Raw genomic sequence first — 21,815 nt, forward strand, 5'->3', positions numbered from 1 at the left:
AGTAGATGAACTTAACATACCTAAAATATTTCTATAAGATACAATAAAAGACGCCTCCGAGGAATCGGAAGCATCTTACTATGGCCCACCTATTCGAGTTTAAGATAATTATGTACCGCCAGATCCAAATCCATGAGTTAAAGTTGAAAATACCGCTATTTGTTCGTTATTGTCAGCATGAATCGTTAAAGCTGGAACTGCAATTGTCCAAACGATACTAAACATAACTAATAGAGAAACCAATTTTTTTCTCATTTAATTTTTGCACCTCGCTAACTAAATTAGTATACCTTTTTTGTGATTCTAATGATGAAAAATGACGATACTGTTCAAATAACCCCATGCATCTTAGCATGCCATTGTTACTATTTATTGTAATGGAACTTCCCAAACTTTCCAATATAAATTCTATTCCTTTATCATATTGTTCCGAATTTATATAGTAGATCCCTAATTCGGCCAATAAACGCGTATGTCTCTCTAATGTTACTTGATTACTAACTTTGCCTATTCGATTTCGTTGTTGCTTATAGATTAAATAATCATTGTAATCTTCCAAAATATGATCTACCTGAAATTTATGTCGATTGGCCGCTATCATTATGTTACACAAAGCCACAAAAATCTCGTCTTCGCGAGTCGAGACGAATTCCATATACTCAGAAAGGACTTCAGCTTGCCCGACCATTAACTGGTACACATATTTGTTTGCAACTGCCCACTCTTTAAACTGGTTAATAATTTGTAGTTCTTCATTATTAGCGTTATTACCCCATGAAGGATCAGCATATTGTGATACATAATATAGTGCCTTATCGTATTCTCCACGCTCACTGTAGCTATATTCTAATGATAAATGTCCGTATAGTATATAAAAAATAAGTGGATTCTTCCTCTTTACTTCAATATGATTTTTTGTCTCAATATACTTAAACTCAATCATTGCTTTATGCAGCATTAGCTCAGCGAATTCCTCAACTTTATCCCAACGATGAATAGATCCATTTACATTGATCAAATCAACTAGCGCATCCAATTGATAAACTTCATCTAAACGATCAATATAAGGTTCGAAGTATACTGCAGCCCGCGAATTCATTTCCTGATCATCCGTAAGCCCAAGCGTAAACAACCGATACTGGCAAAGGGCCAGCCGCTCCGAATGCTGGAATCTTTCGCTCTCAGCCACGCTCCTGTAGAGCAGCACGGCCGCCTCATGCTTTCCCTCTTTGAAAAAAACCTCGGCTGTTTCAAAGAGCAGCGGGGAGTAGGAAATATTATCCATCGTCATTCGGACAGCCTTGTCCAAACAGTCCAGCTTCCCCAGTTCCGCGCACCGGTGAAGAAACGGTCCCAATCGACGCCAATCCGGCGTGGCATGAAAAATACATTCATCTATGTACAACTCGTAGAAATAACCCTCCTCCAGACCCATGCCTGACGTAATTCGGTCCAACTGCTGCATGGAAATCGGGCGGTTCCCATTCAGAATATTGCTGAGTGTGCCGCTGTTGACCTCCGATATTTCAGCAAACCGATTAATCGTCATTTCGTTCTTATGTAGAAATCCTTCCATTTGTTCGCGAATCGTGGCTGTCATTTCCAAGCTAACACCACCCTCCAGGATCAGAACCCAAATATTAGTATATTTCTCTATACAGTAATCATATTGATTAATATTCCAGCGGTCAATACTTATTTACGTCATTTTTTTACATAAAATACCCAATAAGATTTAAAAATGCCAATTCCCTTGCAAATCTTGTTCTATTTATATATCGTCAAATGAAATGACACGATGAGAAAAAGCGCTCCGAAATTTTCGGAAGCGCTTTTATTTGCTGAATTCTATGAAGAACATTCTAATCAATCTTCAGGGTCCAAAGATTCCTTGTCTAGAAGTAGAATTTTACCCCAGAACCAAACGATCATCGGACAGCTTATGGCCGCTAATCTGCTCAAATTCCCCAAGCAGCTGCTCCACGGTCAGGGATTTCTTGCGCTCTTCATCCACATCCAGAATGATGCGCCCCTTATCCATCATAATGAGACGATTGCCAAGACGGATGGCTTGCTCCATGTTATGTGTGACCATGAGCGTGGTCAGCTTCATATCGCGTACGATGTCATCGGTTATTCGGGTAATCAGCTCCGCACGAGCCGGATCGAGCGCTGCCGTATGTTCATCGAGCAGCAGGATTTGCGGCTGCGTAAAGGTTGCCATCAGCAAACTTAACGCTTGACGCTCCCCTCCTGACAGCATACCTACTTTGGCTCGGAGCCGATCCTCAAGTCCAATGCCAAGCCGCTCTAGATGTTTGCGGAAGCCGGCCCGCTTGGATGCTGTGACGCCTATGCTTAGCCCGCGGGATTGGCCGCGACGATATGCCATCGCCAGATTCTCTTCAATGGTCATATGCGGCGCCGTGCCCGCCATCGGATCCTGAAATACCCGGCCGATCCAGCGGCTGCGACGGAATTCCGGCAGATGGCCGATCGAAGTGCCGTCAATGCGCACTTCACCCGCGTCCGGCTTCATTACCCCGGAAATGATATTCATCAGCGTGGATTTGCCCGCACCATTACTTCCGATAACCGTCACGAAATCCCCCGGCTTCAAGTGAAGGTTGACGTCCATCAAAGCGATCTTCTCATCCACCGTCCCCGGGTTAAACAGCTTGGACACATGGTTCATTTCCAGCATCAGAGCGCACCTCCTTTGGTCTTCCCTTGCGTAGCTAACAGCTCGGTTGAGCGCCTCCGTGCCTGTGAACGCTGCTTCATCGCCCGGTTGATGGTCGGAACCACGAGAGCGATAATGACGATGATCGCCGTGATCAATTTTAAATCCGAAGCTTCGAGCCATGGAATCTCATAAGCAGCGGCAACGACAATCCGATAGATAATCGAACCGCAGACGACAGCCAACGTCGTCCGGAATACCGAGCCGGTCCCAAGAACGGCTTCGCCGATAATAACGGATGCCAGACCGATCACAATCATCCCGATGCCGGAGCTGATGTCGGCAAAACTGGACTGCTGGGCAACCACGGCCCCGGATAGGGCCACAAGCCCGTTCGAGATGCTGAGGCCCAGAATGGTTGTGGTGTCCGTATTCGCACCAAAGCTGCGGATCATCCGCTTGTTATCCCCTGTCGCACGCAGGGCAAGACCTAGATCCGTACGGAAGAATGCATCCAGCATCAGCTTGCCGATGATCACAATCACTAACATAATATAAATCGGATCGATCGATCCGAAGATATTCGCTTCCTGGCTCAACGAAATATTAGGCTTACCCATAATCCTCATATTGATCGAATACAGCGCAATCATCATAATAATGCCCGAGAGTAAACCGTTGATTTTACCCTTGGTGTGCAGCAGGCCCGTACAGATACCGGCTAACATACCTCCGGCAAATGCGGCAAGCGTGGCAAGCCATGGGTTCACACCGTTGGTAATCAGAATCGCCGCAATCGCCGCGCCTGTCGTAAAACTTCCATCTACCGTCAGATCCGGAAAATCCAGAATCCGGAACGTAATATACACGCCAAGTGCCATCAGCGCATACAAAAGCCCCAATTCAATCGGACCATCCAGCCTCAACACGAAATCCAGCATGTCATGACCTCCTTAAGAATTAAGAAGTAAGGCGCGGGCTGTTATCTCCGCGCCTTACCGTTACTCGATGATGTTGTTGTCCGGGTCCTTGACTTCCTGTTTCATGGCGTCGGTCACTTCAATACCATAGTCAGCCGCAACCTTCGTGTTCAGGATCAGATCCAGCTTATCCGGCTTCGTTACTTCCATGTCCGCCGGATTCTTGCCGTTTTTCAGGATCTCTACGGCCATTTGTCCAACCTGATAGCCGTGGTCGTAGTACTTAAAGCCAACGGTTGCAAAAGCCCCCTTCTCCACCGTATCGCGGTCGCTGGAGAAGAACGGAATTTTATTCTTTTGTGCCGTTTGGATAATGGCATCCACGCCGCTGACCACAACATTATCCAAGGTAATATAGTAAGCATCGACCTTGCCGACTAACGACTCTGCCGCCTGCTTCACTTCCGAAGTGTTTGTGACAGCCGCCTTCACCAGCTCGATGCCATGCTCGGCGAGCGCCTCTTCAGCCGTCTTTGCCATCACCACTGCATTGGCTTCCCCTTCATTAATGACAAGGCCGATCTTCTTCACATTCGGGAAGTTGGTGCTGATGAAATCCATCAACTGTTTAGCTGCCTCCGGGTTGGTATCCGATGCACCGGTGACGTTGCCGCCCGGCTTCTGCAAGTCGCTCACCAGCTTCGCGTCTATCGGATCGGTCACCGCTGCGAACAGCACCGGCTTCTCCTTCACGTTCTCAGCCACTGCCTGCGCAGACGGGGTTGCGATAGCGATCACCAGATCCGCTTTCGTATCCTTCAACTTCTGTCCGATCGAGAGGTTGTTCGCCGGGTCACCTTGTGCATTGTTGTAATCAATCTTCAGCGTATTGTCTTCCTCGGAAATTCCGGCTTCCTTCAAAGCCGCCAGAATGCCTTCCCGCGTTGCATCCAAGGATGGATGCTCAACGATCTGCGAAATCGCGATGCTGTAGGATTTCTTCTCGGCATCTCCGCCGCTGCCCGTTTGAGTCGTACCGCCGCCTTCCGGCTTGTCCCCGCAGCCTACTGCCGTAACCAGCAGCGCAGAGAGTGTAAGTGATAACCACATTTTTCTCTTCATCATGAATCCCCTCTCTTTTATTAACCGCTTCAATAATTTTCTACATAAAGCGACAACGCTTCCCCGCTTTCATAGACGAAAGCATTAAAGTCAAAAAATAAGTCGTTCCTATTGAACAACGGTCTATTATGAACATTTTATATGTACCCAATTGTATTCGTCAATCAAGATTTTCTAAGGGAGGATGCTTTCCATAAAGAACATCCCCGGATGTCATACGACTCCGGGGATGCCAGTATAACGAAACCCTATTTATATAGTAGAAAAAATCTTAAAATAACCTCTACAGAATGGAACGGCCCTGCATGGTCGCAAGCCAAGCATCTGCCATAAGAGCATGCCCTGCCGGCGATGGATGCACGCCATCAGGCGCCCAATAACTCATCTCAATCTTGGCGCTGGCTGCAGCGAATATGCCGTCGAGCGGAACGTACAAGGTTTCAAATTCGCGCGACAATTCGCGAACGGCCTGAATTTTTGGGTCCAGATCTTCTCGCCATTCCTTCTTCGCTTCCGTAACGGGCAGCAGGAAGGGCTCCATGAGAATGAAACTCGCGCCGGTCAACTCGCGGGTTTGGATTAGCAGCTCCCTGTAGCCTTCATAATAAGCTTCCACGGACGTGGTTTCGCCGCGATTAAACCTCCTGCCGGTTTCATTGATGCCGACCAGGACGGATACCCATGTCGGATCCAGATCGATGCAATCTTCCTCCCAGCGCCCCCGCAGATCGACGACCCGGTTGCCGCTGATTCCCCGGTTTACAAAACGCAGCCTTTTCAAAGGCAGCTCCATACCAAGCCGGGCAGCAGCCATCAGCGCGTATCCATGCCCCAAACTGTCCGACTCCTCGTAATTTCGCCCGCAATCGGTGATGCTGTCGCCTTGAAACAATACGAGTGCATTTTGCTCGATATGTACCATGCTGTTCAACGCCTCCAATAATGAAAGTGTTCACCTGCTCACCCCTTCATCATAACCGCTTTCAAGCATTCGTGAAACCCCTTAAATTCACATATCATGGCAAACTTTCTATACATTTAAGTTGACTATGTGGAATGAATTCACTACAATTCTATAGGTATACGTATGGCTGAATCTTAAAAAGAACAGGTGATTAAATCATGTCAGAGCAACAGAACTATCAGATCCTTCTCTATTATAAATTTGTTCAAATCCCGGACCCTGAAGCGTTCAAAGACGAGCATCTGCAATACTGCAAAGATCTCGGGCTCAAAGGACGCATCCTGGTTGCCTCCGAAGGCATCAATGGCACGGTATCCGGTACGGTTGAACAGACTGAGCAATATATGCAGGATATGCACGCCAATCCGCTATTTGCGGATATGGTGTTTAAGATTGACCCATCCGAAGGGCATGCCTTCAAAAAGATGTTTGTCCGTCACCGCGAAGAACTCGTTACGTTCCGTGTCGAGGATGAACTCGACCCTAACGTGGTCAGCGGAAAACGCCTATCGCCCCAGGAATTCTTTGAACACTTGCAGCGTGATGATGTCATCGTCATCGACGGACGGAATGATTATGAGTACGACATCGGTCATTTCCGCAATGCGATAAGACCAGAGGTCCAATCCTTCCGGGAGTTTCCGGAATGGATTCGCGAGAACCTGAGCGAGCACAAGGATAAAACCATCCTGACTTACTGCACAGGGGGCATCCGCTGCGAGAAGCTGACCGGCTTTATGCTCAAGGAAGGCTTCAAAGACGTTGCCCAGCTTGAGGGCGGCATTGTCACCTACGGGAAAGATCCTGAAGTACAGGGCCGTCTCTTCGACGGAAAATGTTATGTATTTGATGAGCGCATTTCCGTTCCGATCAATCAAACGGACGAGGATGTTATCGTGGGCAAATGCCACCATTGCGGAAAGCCCGAAGATCGGTATATCAACTGCGATAATGACGCTTGCCACCTGCAGCATGTGTGCTGCGAAGAGTGTGAGGAGCTTCATCATGGCTGCTGCTCCGCGGAGTGCGAAGAAATTGTGGCTGCGAGCCACAATGCTTCCTAATCCAATCAAGGCATATATCAATAACCAAACGAAAGGGCAAGACGCGAATCACTCGCCCTTGCCCTTTTACTATACGTTCTCGTCTGCATCCAGACGTATTAAATATCGTGGAAAACAGCCAATTCAGCTTCGATAGCAGCTTTGATCTTCTCGACGCATTCTTCCGTCGTTGCCGCGAATACACGTTTACCATTCACCAGTGCATATGGCCGCAGCTTGCATAGACCGCAAAGATTCATGCAATCCGCCCGCAGGACAGCGATTTCGGGATACAATTCCTCAAGATGCTCAAGTTCCAAAGCACTCATCAAGTTGCTGTCGCATATTTCCACAACAACAATCCCCATCCCCATCTTTATCACCACTATTCATTTGACAATTCGTTCATTCATTATGAGGAAAACGCATGAATTTGTCAAATCGATCGTAGGGTTTGATCAATTTGATCAATGGATGAGGGATTCCGCACCATCGATATAAATTTCAGTACCGGTAATATGGGAAGCATCATCCGATGCTAGAAAGGCTACGAGCTGGGCAACCTGTGATGGCTGTCCCGGTCCGTCCGCCAACGGCTGGTCTCCCTCAGGGTATTCAATCGGAATCGTCACCTCGTCCAGCTCCGGCTTCGCAATGGTGCTCTCATCAATATTCGTTGCAATCGCGCCTGGGCATATGGCGTTCACCCGGATTTTGTAGCGGGCGAGCTCCAGCGCCGCCATCTTCATGAAAGCCACCTGTCCCGCCTTCGTGGTGCTGTATGCGGAGAAACCAAACCCGGTAAATACCCGGTTTCCGTTAATGGAGCTCGTAATGATGATGCTGCCGCCATGATCCTTTAAATAAGGAATCGCGTATTTTACCGTAGCAAACGTTCCTCTCAAGTTCGTATTAATGGTAGCATCCCATTCATCCAGCTCCATGATCTCGATCGGAGCCTTGGTCCCATTAATACCGGCATTCGCAAATACGATATCAATCTTTCCCCACTGCTCGGCGGCTTGACTGAAGCAATCCTTCATCGATTCCGCTTTGGAAATATCGCAGTTGCCCGTGAGCACTTCGCCCCCGCCATCTTCTATGGTCTTCTTCACTTTCTCTACGCGTTCACGATCGATGTCGATCAACAGGAGTTTAGCTCCTTGCTCTGCCATAAGAAGGGCTGCGGCCCGGCCGATTCCGGAACCAGCACCGGTAACGATGGCTACTTTACCATCCAAACGTTGATTTGTTGTCATTGCCACAACCTCCTCGATTAAGTTTTCATGATTATAGATAACCCAACGAGTCCGTATCTGAATCTTGGCAATCCGAGCCTGCCATGCAGCAAGCAGCAAGCAAGCATATCCCAGCGGTAATGCCTAACCCGATACAAAAAAAGAAATCGTCCCCCGCCTCACATGGTAACACCTTACCACACGAGCCGTAAGAACGATCTCTTTGCATTCATTTCCTATGAGAGGAGCGGGTCTTCCAGGCCTATCGTTGGAATACCGCTGGCTTTACGCATACCGGTTTGGATTGCGAAACCGTATATCCGGTGAAATCAAGCTTTCCGTCTTCCGGATTCACGTTAAACAATACCAGGTTATTCCCGTCCCGATTGGCAACGATGAGGTATTTCCCCCCCGGCATGAGCGTAAAATGACGCGGATGGCCGCCCTCCGTCGAAATATATTGAACCGGACTTAAACGACCGGTATCTTCATGCACGTTAAATACTACAATGCTGTCGTGTCCGCGATTCGATCCGTATACCGTTTTGCCATCTGCGGATACGGCGATTTCGGCACAATAGCTCTCCCCGTCAAAATCCGCAGGCAGTGTCGATACCGTTTCCAGCACCTCTAAACGTCCCGCTTCTTGATCGTAGCGAAGCACCGTGACACTCGAATTCAGCTCGTTGATGACATAAGCATAGGCACCGCTTGGATGGAAAGCCAAATGACGGGGTCCTACGCCCGCGTCCAGCTGGGTTTCGCCGTGAAAGCTCAGCTCTTGCTTATTCTCATTTACCGTGTAGGCGAGAATCTTGTCCAATCCCAAGTCCTGTACGAACACATATCGACCATCCGGACTGTAAAACGCCGAGTGCGCTCTGGATTGCTGATCTTCGCGCACTGTCACGAGATCCGCATGTTTCTTCTCATCCAGCAGCTTGCCGGCTTGTCCATTCTCATCGATCGAATGAAGACCTACCAGGCCTCCATGATAACTCGAAACAATCAGATACTTGCTGGATTCATCACGCTGAATGTGGCAAGTGGAGCTGCTGACACTGCGGGTACGATTCATTTCGGTCAGTTTGCCTGCCACAGGGTCAATTTCAAAGCTGATGACCTCGGCTGCTTTGCCGCCTTGATCTGCAATTTCGCCGATAGCATACAAACGTCCGTTATCCGGATCGACGTTCAAGAAAGTGGGATTCTTAATGCCGGATACTTCATCAAGCAGCTTCAGTTCGCCGCTGTCCTCGTTAAATTCATAAACACATACCCCGCTTTGATGATCTTCCGCATACGCACCTGTAAACAGCAGTGTACGCTGTGATGGATTCGCCATAAAATCCGATCTCTCCTCTCGTATATCTATCATTTCATGTCCTATGTAGTGATGCTTTCAGTTACCATGTTAACTTCAACCCTGATGAAAATCAAATGACTTGCCGTTTGCAGCCTGTTTGTCTTTTGCCATACCGGGTATGTATGTATTACATTGATTGAAGGAGGTATTCCCATGAAACAACCGAACAGCGAAAAAGTACGCAATCATCAGGACACGGAGAACGACTCCCAGGAACAACGCGACAAGGTGAAGAACCATCAGGATGTGGAGCCTCAGGCTGAGAATTGGAATCCCCGGGATCTTCCCGATCCAGACGATAAAAACCAGTCCAAATCATAATCGTGCAACATAAGAAAGGCCGCATGGACACTGCCATGCGGCCTTCTTATATAGGTGAGTCTCTTTGGCTTGGATGATTATCCTTCCAGCAGCAGCGACTCCGGATCTTCGAGGAGCTCTTTCACGGTTACCAGGAAGCGAACCGCCTCGGAACCGTCAACGATCCGATGATCGTAAGACAATGCGATGTACATCATCGGACGATTTTCCATGCGTTCAGCATCAATCGCTACCGGGCGAAGCTGGATTTTGTGCATGCCGAGGATACCCACCTGAGGCGTATTCAGGATCGGCGTAGACAACAGCGAGCCGAAGACGCCGCCATTCGTAATCGTAAACGTACCGCCTTGCAGCTCAGACAAGGACAGCGCGTTATTGCGGGCTTTGGCAGCCAGATTGCCGATTTCCTTCTCAATCTCGGCAAAACCAAGACGATCGGCATCGCGAACGACCGGAACGACAAGCCCTTCTTTGGCGGATACCGCAATACCGATATCATAGAATTTCTTCACGACGATATCGTCGCCGTCGATCTCGGCGTTCAGATGCGGGAATCTCTTCAACGCACCCACGACCGCTTTGGTGAAGAAGGACATGAAACCGAGCCCTACGTCATGCTTCTCTTGGAATGCTTGCTTACGACGCTTGCGCACGTCCAGGATCGCGGTCATATCGACCTCATTGAAGGTCGTCAGCATGGCAGCCGTATGCTGCGCTTCGACCAAACGATTCGCAATCGTTTGACGACGGCGGGACATGCGGGTACGTTCAACCGGTTTGCCATACTCGGCAGCAGGTGCTTGTGCTGCCGGTGCAGGCGTTGAAGCTGCCGGCTTGCTAGGCGCAGCAGACGGCTTAGCTTCGTTATGATTCTTCACATCATCATGGTAAATCCGACCGATCGGGTCGCGGCCCTGTACCTGGTCCAGATCAATCCCGCGTTCACGAGCCAGTTTGCGTGCGGATGGCGATGCAGTCAGACCTGCTCCTTCCTCGTTCTGAGCCGGTACCGGAGCTTGCGGTTTCGGTGCTTCTGCGGCGGGTGCCGAAGCAGCTTCCGTTTGCACGGAGTCAGGAGCTTCAGCCGCCTTCGGCGCCGATGCGCTTGCAACGCCTTCCTGCGGAGAAATTTGACCGATCACTTCGCCGATCGTTACGTTCTCCCCTTCTTGACGAAGGATTTTTTCCACAACGCCTTCAGACTCTGCGCTAATTTCAAGATTAACCTTATCCGTTTCTAACTCGAGCAGCACATCACCGATGTTGACGCTATCCCCTTCTTTTACGTGCCATTTGAATATCGTTCCTTCGGTGATGGATTCGCCCATAGCTGGTACAGTAATTTCGCTCACAGCCGCTACCTCCCCAATGAGATCTCTTGATTTATAGTTTTACGATTAAGGGCAAAAGAAATGATGGTCTGTTGCTCATAAGCATGAACATCCTGATATCCGCTAGCAGGGCTCGAACGCTCAGGACGTCCGCTGTAACGGACCTCTGTGCCTTTAGGTGCAATTTCACGAATTCTCGGCTCCATAAAGCTCCAGCCGCCCATGTTCTGAGGCTCTTCCTGAACCCACAGAATCTCTTTCAGGTTCGGATACTTCTGCATCACACGGGAAATTTCTTCTTTAGGGAAAGGATACAGCTGTTCCACACGAAGAATGTGGATCCAGGATTGGTCCTCACCCTTCTGCTTATCCAGCGCGTCTTCCAAGTCGATCGCGATTTTCCCCGAGCACAGTACAAGGCGTTCCACCTTCTTAGGTGTTTGACCTAGACCCGGCTGTTCCATTACCTTCTGGAAACCGCCCTCGCTAAACGCGTTCACAGGCGACGCGACACGCGGGTTACGTATCAAGCTCTTCGGAGCCATAACCACCAGCGGCTTGGCATCGTCCGTGTTGGTCATGGAAGCCTGTTTGCGCAGCAGGTGGAAATATTGGGCGGCCGAAGTCAGATTCGCAACCGTCCAGTTATCCTCGCCGCTCAGCTGGAGGAAGCGTTCCAATCTGGCACTGGAGTGCTCTGGGCCGTTTCCTTCATAGCCGTGAGGAAGCAGCATCACCAAGCTGGACTTCTGTCTCCACTTCGAACGGCCCGCCGTAATGAACTGGTCGATGATCACCTGTGCACAGTTGACGAAATCGCCGTACTGCGCTTCCCAGATCACCAAAGTCTCGGGAGAGTACACATTGTAGCCATATTCAAATCCAACGACCGCAGCTTCGGTCAGCGGGCTGTTATGGATCGCGAACGATGCCTTGGCTTGCGGCAGCCGGTGCAGCGGGCAGAAGGTTTCTCCGTTAACCGCATCGTGAAGCACCAGGTTTCGATGGGCAAACGTTGCACGTTCGGCATCCTGTCCCGTGATCCGGATCGGCTTGCCGTCAGCAAGAATCGTAGCGAAGGCCAGCGTTTCGGCATGACCCCAGTCCACCTTCTCGCCCTCGTCAAGCGAGTTGCTGCGCCGCTCGAGGATCCGTTGAAGCTTCGGATATACCGTAAAGCCTTCAGGCCACTGCAGGAGCTCGCGATTAATGCCGCGCAGCACCTCTGCAGATACATTCGTCGCGGCTTCCGTCTTGGATTTGCCGTCCGTAGGGTTCAATCCGAGCAGAATCTGATCAACCGGATCCTTCGTCTTCACGTTCTCGTAAGAGTTCTTCAAGACCTCCACGACGCCGTTCTTCAAGCCGTCCACTTGTTCTTGGGTCAGAATGTTTCCATCCACCAGTTTCTTCATATAAATCGTGCTGACGGTTGGATGGTTCTTCACCTTCTGGTAGATCAGCGGCTGGGTCGTTTCCGGATCGTCCGTCTCGTTGTGGCCATATTTCCGGTAGCCGACAAGATCGATCAGAATGCTCTTCTTGAACTTGTTTCGGTAATCGCTGGCAAGACGGGCCACTGCGATACACGCTTCCGGATCATCCGCGTTCACGTGGATAATCGGAATCTCATAACCTTTTGCCAAATCGCTCGCATAATGGGTCGATCTGGAATCCTTGCCTTCCGTCGTGAATCCGATGCGGTTGTTCACGATGATGTGAATCGATCCGCCCGTACGATACGCCGGCAGTTTATTGAAGTTTAAGGTTTCCGGCACGATGCCTTCGCCAGGGAACGCGGAATCGCCATGAATCTGAATGCTCAGCGCTTTGTTCACATCATGCTTCGGATAACCCGCTTCGCTGCGATCCTCCTGGGCGGCACGAGCAAAGCCCTCTACTACCGGATTGACGTATTCCAGGTGACTCGGATTGTTTGCAAGCGTGATCCGAACCTGCCGGGCTTCATCCTTCTTCAGGTAACGGTCCGCGCCCAAATGGTACTTCACGTCGCCCGTCCAGCCGTAGTTGATGCCCATGGAGCCTTCGGACGGCACCAAATGTTTATTCGGAGAGTGCATGAACTCCGAGAAAATCTTGCCGTAATCCTTGCCCAATACATGAGCCAGAACGTTCAAACGTCCGCGGTGCGCCATACCCACGAGAATGGAGTTGACATCCGCTTCGGCCATTTGGCGAACGATCTCGTCGAGCAGCGGCACGAGTGCCTCGTTGCCCTCAACCGAGAAGCGCTTCGCGCCTACGAACGTGCGATGCAGGAATTCCTCGAACTGCTCGGCTTCGAGCAGCTTTTTCAACAGTCCCCTGCGCTCTTCAACGCTCATGTCGGTCAAGTAGTGGCCTGATTCGGCCTGCTGGTTGAGCCACTTGCGTTCTTCTTCATCGTGGACGTGGCTAAATTCATAGGCAATGGAGCCTGTATATAGTTGCAACAGCCGCTGGATTGCCTCTAAGCCGTTCTTGATATCGCCAGGAGCCTCCTCCCAGACGATCTCTGCAGGCAGGGCGGCCAAATCCGCTTGGCTGAGTTGGTAGCTTTCCGGTTGAAGCAGACGCGTGTCGGCTTCGTTTCCGATTCCAATCGGATCAATGTCTGCGGCCAGATGACCGTAGGTTCTAATGTTCCACACCAGTTTGCCGGCAGCTACCCCTTTTTTCATCAATTGCGGGTCGTAGCTTACTCCTTGTCCCTGCGAATCCGCTTTCTTTTCATTGTTTTCCAAAGATGGAGGCGGTCCCCAGCTGGCGAACAGCTCGCGGTATCCTGGCTCCACAGATTGCGGGTCTTGCAAAAACTTCTCATACTGATCTTGAATGTACCCCAAGTTCGGACCGTGATATTTCTGCCATGGTCCCTCTGTCATTCTGTCAAGGGTCTTCATCGCTGACTCCCTCCGTCAGATTATTTTGATTGCTCAAGGACGGAATTTCTAATTTTACATTTTGCATACTACATTTTACATTAAATAAACGTTTTCTTACGATTACATTATAATACACTTGGCCTCAATACCGAAAATACCCTTTATATATAATAATGATCTCAGAAACAGATGAATTTGCGTCAATTTTTTGACGATTTGTCCGCTCATTCACCAGTTCCTTGTATAAGGTTCCATTTAAACCCATTTATTCGGTAAAAATATCCTCTTCCAGCCAATCCATCTGCCGCAGCGGCTCGGGGCCGGTGTCCATCCCCAGCAGTTGAAGAAGCTGTTTGGCGTTGTCGGAAGCATCGCCTCCCGAATTGTTGTTGAAGATGATCCAGCACTGCTTCGCTTTCTTTAGCAATTGCTCTATCCATCCTCTCAGCTGTTCCAATTCTTCCGGACTGTAACGGTACAAATACCGGACCTCTCGCCAGTTGGGCTGACCGCTGGAATGCCACCCATCGGCGTTTCGTCCGTGCATCCGGATCATCACGGCCTCCGTGCCCGATGTCTCAAGCACGACCGGCACCGATCCGATACCGGCTTGCGGCTCGTCGGCTATGCTGTGGATCCAACCCTCGCTTCGCATAAATTCGAGGGTCTTCTCGCGAAACTCCGGCCCATACCAGCTCTGATGGCGAAACTCCAAGGCTATCGGAACGTCCTTCATCCATTCCCGCGTACGCTTCAGAGTGTCCACATGCTTGCGTTCGCAACCAAACCATGGCGGGTATTGGAAAAGCACGGTCCTTAATTTGTCCGCCGCTCGCAATTCTTCGACCGATGCAAGCAAATGATCGAACATCGCTTTTATGCTGGGGTATCTGTCCTTGCCCTGTCCGCGGGCATGTCCTGTCATGCCCTGATAGGCCTTTACAATAAAACCGAAATGGTCCGGGACGGCTGCCGCCCATCTTGACATTTGTTCCGGCGAGGGTATGGCATAGAACGAATTGTCCATCTCTACGATGGGAAAATGCCTGCTGTACATTTCGAGTTTATCTGCAGGCCTTGCCCCTTCGTCATACAGCTTGTCATGATCTCCCCACCCGGACAAACCTACCTGAATCACATCTTTTTGTTTATCTTCCTTTGACATAACAATCCTCTCATCCACATGATTTACCATATCGGGGACTTCTATTAATTAACCTGATCCGGGTGATTTCAAAAGCAGGCAGCCCCATACTGATTTTACCAATGCCTTGATTTCGTTCACTTCCGATCATAAAAAACATGATGGGCTTCCAGGTTTCCGTCCAGGATCTCGAACCTTCCATGCGAATAGCGGGGCTGCCGCCTTTTATCCGTAGCGGAACCGGGATTGAAGAGCAGAACCCCCTGTACATTCTCATTAAAGGGGATATGGGAGTGGCCGAACAAGATGCAGTCCACCTCCGTGTCCGCAAAAGCTTTTCTGGCTCGGGAAGGCGTCGTTCCGCCTTGACCGTGCCCATGTACAATCCCGATACGCTTGCCTTCGATTTCAACCAGTCTTTTATATCCAAAGTGTTCCACAATCCGGTCGTCGTCAACATTCCCGGCCACGCCCTCCACGGGAGCATATTGACTTAACTGCTCATACAATTCCCAATTGGACCAGTCTCCTGCGTGAAGAATAAGATCCGAATGCTTTAAATCTTCAAGCAGCGGGTCTGGCAGTTCCTTTGCCTTTTTGGGCATATGGGTGTCTGACAATACCGTAATCCGATATGGGCGACTCATTGGGATGCACCTCTTCTTATGGTTATGTAATGCTGTAATACCAGCCATCTGACATTCATCTATATCCTACCAAATAAACGAAATCAAATAAAACCGCGCAGGGAGCTGCGCGGTTTTTCACGTCTTTTTTTAAGGCAGAAAAAATTCCCAATCCAGTTTTAGTTTGTCCGCCTGCCGAATACAATGTACGAGCAAGCAGGTACAAGCTGTGTTATCCATGTTCCAGACGAGAGGTGGAAGTTGATGAGTATTCTAATTAGCTACATGATCCTTGGCCTTTCCCTATCAGCCCCCGTTGGTCCGATTAATGCGGCGCAGCTTGATAAGGGGATCAAGAAAGGGTTCTGGCATGCTTGGCTGTTTGGCATTGGTGCGGTCCTTGCGGATATCCTGTATATGGTCCTCGTCTATCTCGGCGTTGTTCATTTTCTGAATACGCCGTTCATGCAGACATTCCTCTGGCTGTTCGGCGCTTTTGTCCTTATCTATTCCGGGCTGGAAAGCATCCTGAACGCCAATAAAGTGACGATCAGTCAAGAAAAAAGCGATGATTCGTTATGGAAAAGCACGCTCTCCGGGTTTCTCATGTCCGTCTCGAATCCGATGACGATTCTGTTCTGGCTCGGCATCTACGGTTCCATCCTGGTCAAAACGGCTGCGGATGAAGGGTCCGGGAACCTGTTTCTCTACAGCGTTGCCGTCATCGCCGGGGTCGTGCTGTGGGACTTGTTCATGGCCGCGCTCGGCAGCGTATTCCGCCGATATTTAAACGAGCGGGCGCTTTCTCTCATTTCGGTGCTTTCCGGGATCTCGCTAATCGTGTTTGGTGTTTATTTCGGAATTCGAGCTCTGGCATTACTTTATCCGCTCGTATTCTAACGGGCCGGTTTGGGGCTAAGCTTGCGCTTTTCCCTCTCCATCGCACGGCCCTGTCCGGATTTCTTCCACACGGAGCGCATGCATAATACGACCAGTCCGATTAGCAGTATGAACCCGAGACTGATCCAGAGTCCCGGCCGACTCGTCGGGTGCAAGGCGGTTCCGCTGACGGCAGCCGCTATGAGGAGCATTCCGATGTATCTTTTGACCTTGCCCCACCCCGAAAGCTCCATCAGCCGGCCTGCCGATATCAGGATAAAAAACCAGTTGTACAGCAGCATAAGGCCTGCCGCAGTTGTCAGATACTCGTAAATCTTGCCGGGCATGAGCAGAGACAGCACGATGGATACAATCAACCCGGCGGCAGTTAGGGAAAGGGAGAAGATGGGCGTATCCCGCTTAAACATTTTTCTGGAAAAGAACTTGGGCGCATCCTTATCCTCGGATAATGTTACCAGCATGGTAGTTACGGCATACAGCGACGCAACCATTGTCGAGAATCCGGCAATGATTAAGACCGCATTGAATATATGGGGGATAAAAGGCAGCTGATACGAGCTAAGCGCCACAACGAAGGGGCTTTTCGTCGTAGAGAATCGATTCCAGGCTACCATCATCACGGCCATCCCAATAGACAGTACATATACGATGGACAGCAGGAGAATCATCACCTTGCCCGATTTCGGCGCTTCCTTTGGATTCTTCAAGCGGACGGCCATGACTCCCATGACTTCAATTCCGCCGAAAGCATAAAACGCAAAGATCAAGGACGACCACACGCCTTTTCCACCCGTCGGAAATAAGGCATTCATGCTGCCGGGAACTTGAGGCTTTGTCCCGCCTTTCAACCATCCCATCCATGCGGCGGCGGCAATGACAAGAAACATGACGATGGCAGCGATCTTAATAACAGCCAGCACATTCTCCAGGCGGTCGAAGCCCTTGGTGCCGATCCATATGACAAAAAGCCCCAGTACGGCATAACCTGATGCGAATATCCACATCGGAACGCCAGGAAACCAAAAGCGGGAGAATATCGCCAGTGCCGTCATCTGGCTTCCCATAATCAACACTTCGGAGCACCAGTACATCCACCCTGTTGAGAAGCCTGCCCACCGGCCGTAGGCTTTTTTGGCATAGGTTCGGAACGAGCCTTTTTGCGGATCCTCCGCCGTCATTCGCGCCAACACATCAAACACGAAGTAGGTGGCCGTCGCCGCCAATATAATAGAAAGAAGAAAAGCCGGGCCGCCCAGCCGGATACCCAGCGCGGATCCGAGAAAATACCCCGTGCCGATCGTTGATGCAACCCCCAGCAGCGATAGCTGCCACCACCTCAGATTTCCCTTTACTTTCCCTGCCTCCGTCTTCGCTCCTCTGTTCACGGTTATGTCCTCCGGATAATGTGATGTGTTCGTTCAAAACTTTCCTTATTATGAAGGGATTCTCCGTGATTTATGTACCGTGCCGCCCAGCCTAAAAATGTCTTTACAGTTCATGAAGAGAAGTCAAGCAAGGGGCTTATGCAGCCCGGGGATGGATGTTCTCGCATATTTTGGCTGTTCCCCGAGAAGTATAAACGGAAGAAAGCAGAATTGGGGGGACCATATATGTCATCAGCTCGCGGTATACCGACGAACCAGGCGTTTATGATTATGATGCTCACGGCAGGTTTGACCAATCATGTCATGATCATCCCTGTGCTTCTGGAGAAGTCCGGACGGGATGCCTGGATCACCATTCTGGTGTCGGCCGTGTTATTCATGCCCTGGGTTCTGCTTGTTTATGGAATCATCAAAAAAGTCGGCAGCCGTTCGATCAAGCAAGCGTTGGACGAAAGCAGCGGCAAGTCGGCTCGCATGCTTGCGATGGGCATGTCCGGTTTGTATTTCTTCGCTTTCGCCTTCTATACCTTGAAGGAAGTCATCGATTGGACGAAATCGACCTACATGGTCCAAACCCCTGTCATCGCGACCGCATTCGTGCTCATGATGCTGTGCCTTATCAGCATTAACCACGGGATCAGAACCATCGGCGTTTCCGCCGGCATCTTGCTGCCTTGCGTCGTCTTGCTGGGCATATTCGTGTCCGTGTCCAACCTGAAGGTGAAAAATTACAGTTTCTTGCTGCCTGTCCTGGAGGAAGGCTTCATGCCGGTGCTCAGTGGAATCCCGACCATGTTCGGTGGGCTGTCCCAATTTATCCTGATCTTGTTTCTGCGGCCTCACCTGCAGAAAAAGCCCGGCTTCCTTACAATCCTGCTCATCCATCTGGTTCTCATCTTCCTCACGTTTGGACCCACGATCGGCGGCATTGCCGAATTTGGTCCGGAAGAAATGAAGTTTCAGCGATATCCTGCCTATGAACAATGGCGCCTCGTCAAGCTGGGCAAATTCGTGGAGCACGTCGATTTTTTATCCATTTTCCAATGGCTTAGCGGAGCTTATATTTCCATTTCCATTTCGATTTTTTTGCTCTGCGAAACCCTTCTTCCCAAGTCCAGGCAGAGCGTTGGCGTATTAGCCGTCTCCACGCTGCTCGTCATTCTGTGCGCTTCGCCGATCAGCAATTTGAAAATGTATTATGCCATGGCCGACTATTTCTTGCCCGCATCCGCCGTTTATATCACCATCCTAAGCCTCCTGTTGTTCTTCCTGATCCGTAAACCCCAGCAGCAGGAGCCGCAGGACGCCAGTACCACGAAAGGAGAAACACCGCAATGAACATAACCGAACAGCAGCTTCGCGATCGTTATGCCGATTCCGATGACGTCCATATAACGTCCTATCCGGGAATGGATGCCGAGCCGTGGGCGATTATGGTTTACAGCCCGATGATGTGCGATTCGAAAGTGTTGTCCGAGGTCTTTTTGCCTGTCATCAGCAAGGAATGGAATACTTCCGTTTCTCAAAAGCATTCGTTTGACCCGACCAGCCTTGAATATTATCTTACGCTGGATATCGCCGATGCCGAAATGGAGTCCGTCGATGACATTGTTTATTCCGGCTACATTGCCTTGTACTTCCCCAAGGACGATAAATTGTATTCGTACAGCGCCGGCAAAACCATCGGCCGAACGCCGGAAGAAAGCGCCACGGAAACCTCGGTCAAAGGACCTCGCGACGGGTTTGTCGAGGAATTGGATATCAATGTATCGCTTATTCGCAAACGGCTGAAGTCACCGGGACTTGTCTATTCCTCCTTTAAGCTGGGCGATAAAAGCAAAACCACCGTCGGCATCATGTATTTAAAGGACAAGGTCATTCCGGAGACGGTCACGGCCATCGTGGACAAGCTAACCCATTACACCGGGGATCCTCCCGTAGGGATCGGTGAACTTGTGGAGCATCTGACTCCGTACAGGTTCAGCGTGCTCCCCATGTTTGACTACACCGGGCGGACGGATCTGGCATACGACTCTCTGACCCGCGGCCGTTTGGTCATTATTATGCAGGGAAGTCCCGTCTTATTGATTGCGCCTGCGAGCTTCATGCAGCTGCTGTTCGCTGCTGAAGACCCTCAAATGCCGTTCTATTTCGTTATGCCTTGGCGAATTCTAAGAATGGTCGGGTTCCTGATTTCCATTTTCCTTCCCGGCTTCTATATAACGCTATTAGCCTTTCACCAGGATCAAATCCCTTTTCCGCTGCTGGCGACGGTTGCGAATACCAGGCTCGGCCTTCCGATCCCGACCGGGTTTGAGATGCTGATCATCCTGTTTCTGCTCAGTCTGCTGAGAGAGGCCGGCATGCAGATGCCTTCTCCGATCGCGTCAACCATTACGGTGGTTTCCGGTATCATTATCGGAGATGCGGCCATTCGGGGCGGTTTCTTCTCGCCGACAATGACTGTCGTCGCTGCGCTCTCCTTTGTTGCGGGATCTACCCATTCCAATCAGGATTTTGTTGTCAGTCAGACGATCTTCCGCTTCTTTGTCCTTGCCCTATCCTCAATGTTCGGGTTATTCGGTTTCTTCATATCGGTCTTCTTGATCGTACAATATGCAGCAAACCATAATCCTTTCGGACAGCCGTACCTTGCCCCCTTCTCCCCCTTCTCCAAATCCAAAATCCTGGGCAATCTCATGCGGTTTCCGGGAAAACGGAAAAAGGGCGGCGCGTTATGAAGCGGGTATGGATACTCGTATGCCTGACGTCTCTGCTGCTCACAGGCTGCTGGGACAACAAAGAAGTGCAGGATATCAACTATATCACGGCGCTTGGCGTCGATTATAAGGACGAGAAATATATCATCTATGTGCAGATGCTTGACTTCGCGACGATTGCCAAACAAGAATCCGGCAAACAAACGGAGCAAGCTCCCATTTGGATTGGCCGGGGAACCGGCAGCACGTTGACTGAAGCCCTCATTGATCTGTACACCTCGAGTCAGCAGCGGGTCTCCTGGGGTCATGTGACGGCTTTGGTGCTTACGGAAGCGGTGTTAAAACCTGAGCAGTTGTCCCAAGTGTTCGACTTGACCAACCGTTCGCAGGAAATCCGGTATACGAAATGGGTTTACGGCACCAAGGATAAGATGGAGGATCTCTTTACGGTATCACCGTTCTTTCAGCTCTCCCCCCTGCATTCGCTGCTTCATGAACCCAGGGACAGCTATGTCCAATTCTCGTTTATACGCCCGATCCAATTCGTGAACTTTATTCGTCTCTACCGGGAAAAAGCAGCCACCGTGATGCTGCCCTCCCTTCATATTTCGACGCAGAACTGGTCGGAAAATCTGAAGCAGCATCCGATTCTGGAAGTCAACGGCGGCTTTCTGATCAAGAACAAGGAATTGATGGGCTGGCTCCCTCGATCCGATCTGCTGGGGACCCGCTGGTTAGCATCGAATAATACTCACGCTGCCGTCGTCGTTCAGGCGAACGGCGAAGCAGTCGGGAGCATCCGGCTCGAGAAGCCCCAATCCACCATTGAAGTGATCCGCAAGCCAGATGATGCGTCTTATCGGATCAAGCTGAATGTCATAGGGACAGTGCAGAATGTATACAAGCAGGTAGGGATTAAAGAAATGAAGCGATCAACGGAAGATACCCTGCGTAAGGAATTGCAGAACACCTTCCGCAAAGCAGCATTGATTCACGCGGATCCCTATGAGCTATGCCTCCAATTGTACCGAGTCGATCCGATACTTTGGAAGAAATTAGCGGAAGAGAAAAAGGATATCTACGACGAAACGGCACTCGAGATTGATGTTGATGTCAACATCCGATACTGGGGACAGCGAAAAAGCCTGAACCGATAATGAACTTGAG

19 protein-coding genes are annotated in these 21,815 nt (G+C 50.2%); 6 read left to right on the forward strand and 13 right to left on the reverse strand.

All coding sequences use genetic code 11. The annotated features are described in order from the left end of the window. Window positions 1-217: 217 nt before the first annotated feature. The 5 genes from HMPREF9412_RS06745 to HMPREF9412_RS06765 all read right to left on the reverse strand — a co-directional run bounded on the left by HMPREF9412_RS06745 (window position 218) and on the right by HMPREF9412_RS06765 (window position 5,647). On the reverse strand, window positions 218-1,606 hold the full coding sequence (locus tag HMPREF9412_RS06745; protein ID WP_009590688.1) for a helix-turn-helix domain-containing protein: 1,389 nt from the start codon (window positions 1,604-1,606) through the stop codon (window positions 218-220). A 303-nt stretch (window positions 1,607-1,909) separates the two neighbouring features. Then, window positions 1,910-2,704, reverse strand: a complete 795-nt coding sequence (locus tag HMPREF9412_RS06750; RefSeq protein WP_009590664.1) for an ABC transporter ATP-binding protein — start codon at window positions 2,702-2,704, stop codon at window positions 1,910-1,912. After that, window positions 2,704-3,624 carry an ABC transporter permease gene (locus HMPREF9412_RS06755; RefSeq protein WP_009590699.1) on the reverse strand — a complete coding sequence of 307 codons (921 nt, stop codon included), beginning with the start codon at window positions 3,622-3,624 and terminating at the stop codon, window positions 2,704-2,706. The genes HMPREF9412_RS06750 and HMPREF9412_RS06755 overlap by 1 nt, the downstream gene beginning before the upstream one ends. A 60-nt stretch (window positions 3,625-3,684) precedes the next feature. Further along, window positions 3,685-4,725 (reverse strand): ABC transporter substrate-binding protein, encoded by a 1,041-nt coding sequence (locus HMPREF9412_RS06760; RefSeq protein WP_036671557.1) that lies wholly within the window; start codon window positions 4,723-4,725, stop codon window positions 3,685-3,687. A gap of 283 nt (window positions 4,726-5,008) precedes the next feature. After that, window positions 5,009-5,647 (reverse strand): SGNH/GDSL hydrolase family protein, encoded by a 639-nt coding sequence (locus tag HMPREF9412_RS06765; protein ID WP_009590714.1) that lies wholly within the window; start codon window positions 5,645-5,647, stop codon window positions 5,009-5,011. Window positions 5,648-5,847: 200 nt separating this feature from the next. On the opposite strand from HMPREF9412_RS06765, the gene trhO reads away from it, so the two are divergent. Next, complete coding sequence (gene trhO / locus HMPREF9412_RS06770) at window positions 5,848-6,753, forward strand: oxygen-dependent tRNA uridine(34) hydroxylase TrhO (protein ID WP_009590706.1); 906 nt, start codon at window positions 5,848-5,850, stop codon at window positions 6,751-6,753. A gap of 98 nt (window positions 6,754-6,851) precedes the next feature. Here the strand turns inward: trhO and HMPREF9412_RS06775 are convergent, their stop codons facing one another. The 3 genes from HMPREF9412_RS06775 to HMPREF9412_RS06785 all read right to left on the reverse strand — a co-directional run bounded on the left by HMPREF9412_RS06775 (window position 6,852) and on the right by HMPREF9412_RS06785 (window position 9,315). After that, window positions 6,852-7,100, reverse strand: a complete 249-nt coding sequence (locus HMPREF9412_RS06775) for a DUF1450 domain-containing protein (protein ID WP_015736210.1) — start codon at window positions 7,098-7,100, stop codon at window positions 6,852-6,854. A 99-nt stretch (window positions 7,101-7,199) separates the two neighbouring features. Next, window positions 7,200-7,991 (reverse strand): SDR family oxidoreductase, encoded by a 792-nt coding sequence (locus tag HMPREF9412_RS06780; RefSeq protein ID WP_009590730.1) that lies wholly within the window; start codon window positions 7,989-7,991, stop codon window positions 7,200-7,202. Between the two features lie 241 nt (window positions 7,992-8,232). Continuing rightward, window positions 8,233-9,315: a lactonase family protein gene (locus HMPREF9412_RS06785; RefSeq protein WP_009590712.1), complete on the reverse strand. Its 1,083-nt coding sequence runs from the start codon at window positions 9,313-9,315 to the stop codon at window positions 8,233-8,235. Between the two features lie 174 nt (window positions 9,316-9,489). Here HMPREF9412_RS06785 and HMPREF9412_RS32830 point away from each other — a divergent pair, with 174 nt between their 5' ends. Then, window positions 9,490-9,657, forward strand: coding sequence for a hypothetical protein (locus HMPREF9412_RS32830; protein ID WP_009590731.1), 168 nt, complete (start codon window positions 9,490-9,492; stop codon window positions 9,655-9,657). Between the two features lie 77 nt (window positions 9,658-9,734). On the opposite strand, the gene odhB is transcribed toward HMPREF9412_RS32830, so the two are convergent. The 4 genes from odhB to HMPREF9412_RS06805 form a co-directional block, all read right to left on the reverse strand. After that, window positions 9,735-11,009: a 2-oxoglutarate dehydrogenase complex dihydrolipoyllysine-residue succinyltransferase gene (odhB, locus tag HMPREF9412_RS06790; protein ID WP_009590700.1), complete on the reverse strand. Its 1,275-nt coding sequence runs from the start codon at window positions 11,007-11,009 to the stop codon at window positions 9,735-9,737. A gap of 5 nt (window positions 11,010-11,014) precedes the next feature. Beyond that, complete coding sequence (locus HMPREF9412_RS06795) at window positions 11,015-13,891, reverse strand: 2-oxoglutarate dehydrogenase E1 component (protein ID WP_009590622.1); 2,877 nt, start codon at window positions 13,889-13,891, stop codon at window positions 11,015-11,017. Window positions 13,892-14,138: 247 nt separating this feature from the next. Then, the gene (locus HMPREF9412_RS06800) at window positions 14,139-15,038 is read right to left on the reverse strand and encodes a DUF72 domain-containing protein (protein ID WP_139083892.1); all 900 of its coding nucleotides are present in this window, start codon (window positions 15,036-15,038) and stop codon (window positions 14,139-14,141) included. Between the two features lie 116 nt (window positions 15,039-15,154). Next, window positions 15,155-15,664, reverse strand: a complete 510-nt coding sequence (locus HMPREF9412_RS06805; protein ID WP_009590649.1) for a metallophosphoesterase family protein — start codon at window positions 15,662-15,664, stop codon at window positions 15,155-15,157. Window positions 15,665-15,907: 243 nt separating this feature from the next. Here HMPREF9412_RS06805 and HMPREF9412_RS06810 point away from each other — a divergent pair, with 243 nt between their 5' ends. Then, window positions 15,908-16,543, forward strand: coding sequence for a LysE family transporter (locus HMPREF9412_RS06810; protein WP_009590653.1), 636 nt, complete (start codon window positions 15,908-15,910; stop codon window positions 16,541-16,543). On the opposite strand, the gene HMPREF9412_RS06815 is transcribed toward HMPREF9412_RS06810, so the two are convergent. After that, window positions 16,540-17,928, reverse strand: coding sequence for an amino acid permease (locus HMPREF9412_RS06815; protein ID WP_009590640.1), 1,389 nt, complete (start codon window positions 17,926-17,928; stop codon window positions 16,540-16,542). The two genes, HMPREF9412_RS06810 and HMPREF9412_RS06815, sit on opposite strands and share 4 nt — an antisense overlap. A 225-nt stretch (window positions 17,929-18,153) precedes the next feature. Here HMPREF9412_RS06815 and HMPREF9412_RS06820 point away from each other — a divergent pair, with 225 nt between their 5' ends. The 3 genes from HMPREF9412_RS06820 to HMPREF9412_RS06830 are packed head-to-tail and all read left to right on the forward strand — an operon-like array spanning window position 18,154 to window position 21,805. After that, window positions 18,154-19,266, forward strand: coding sequence for a GerAB/ArcD/ProY family transporter (locus HMPREF9412_RS06820; protein ID WP_036671535.1), 1,113 nt, complete (start codon window positions 18,154-18,156; stop codon window positions 19,264-19,266). Continuing rightward, the gene (locus HMPREF9412_RS06825) at window positions 19,263-20,669 is read left to right on the forward strand and encodes a spore germination protein (protein ID WP_009590659.1); all 1,407 of its coding nucleotides are present in this window, start codon (window positions 19,263-19,265) and stop codon (window positions 20,667-20,669) included. Before HMPREF9412_RS06820 ends, HMPREF9412_RS06825 begins: the two co-directional genes overlap by 4 nt. Beyond that, the gene (locus tag HMPREF9412_RS06830; RefSeq protein WP_009590647.1) at window positions 20,666-21,805 is read left to right on the forward strand and encodes a Ger(x)C family spore germination protein; all 1,140 of its coding nucleotides are present in this window, start codon (window positions 20,666-20,668) and stop codon (window positions 21,803-21,805) included. Before HMPREF9412_RS06825 ends, HMPREF9412_RS06830 begins: the two co-directional genes overlap by 4 nt. Window positions 21,806-21,815 lie beyond the last annotated feature (10 nt).

The sequence above is a fragment of the Paenibacillus sp. HGF5 genome (assembly GCF_000204455.1).
Lineage (GTDB): Bacteria > Bacillota > Bacilli > Paenibacillales > Paenibacillaceae > Paenibacillus_AQ > Paenibacillus_AQ lautus_A.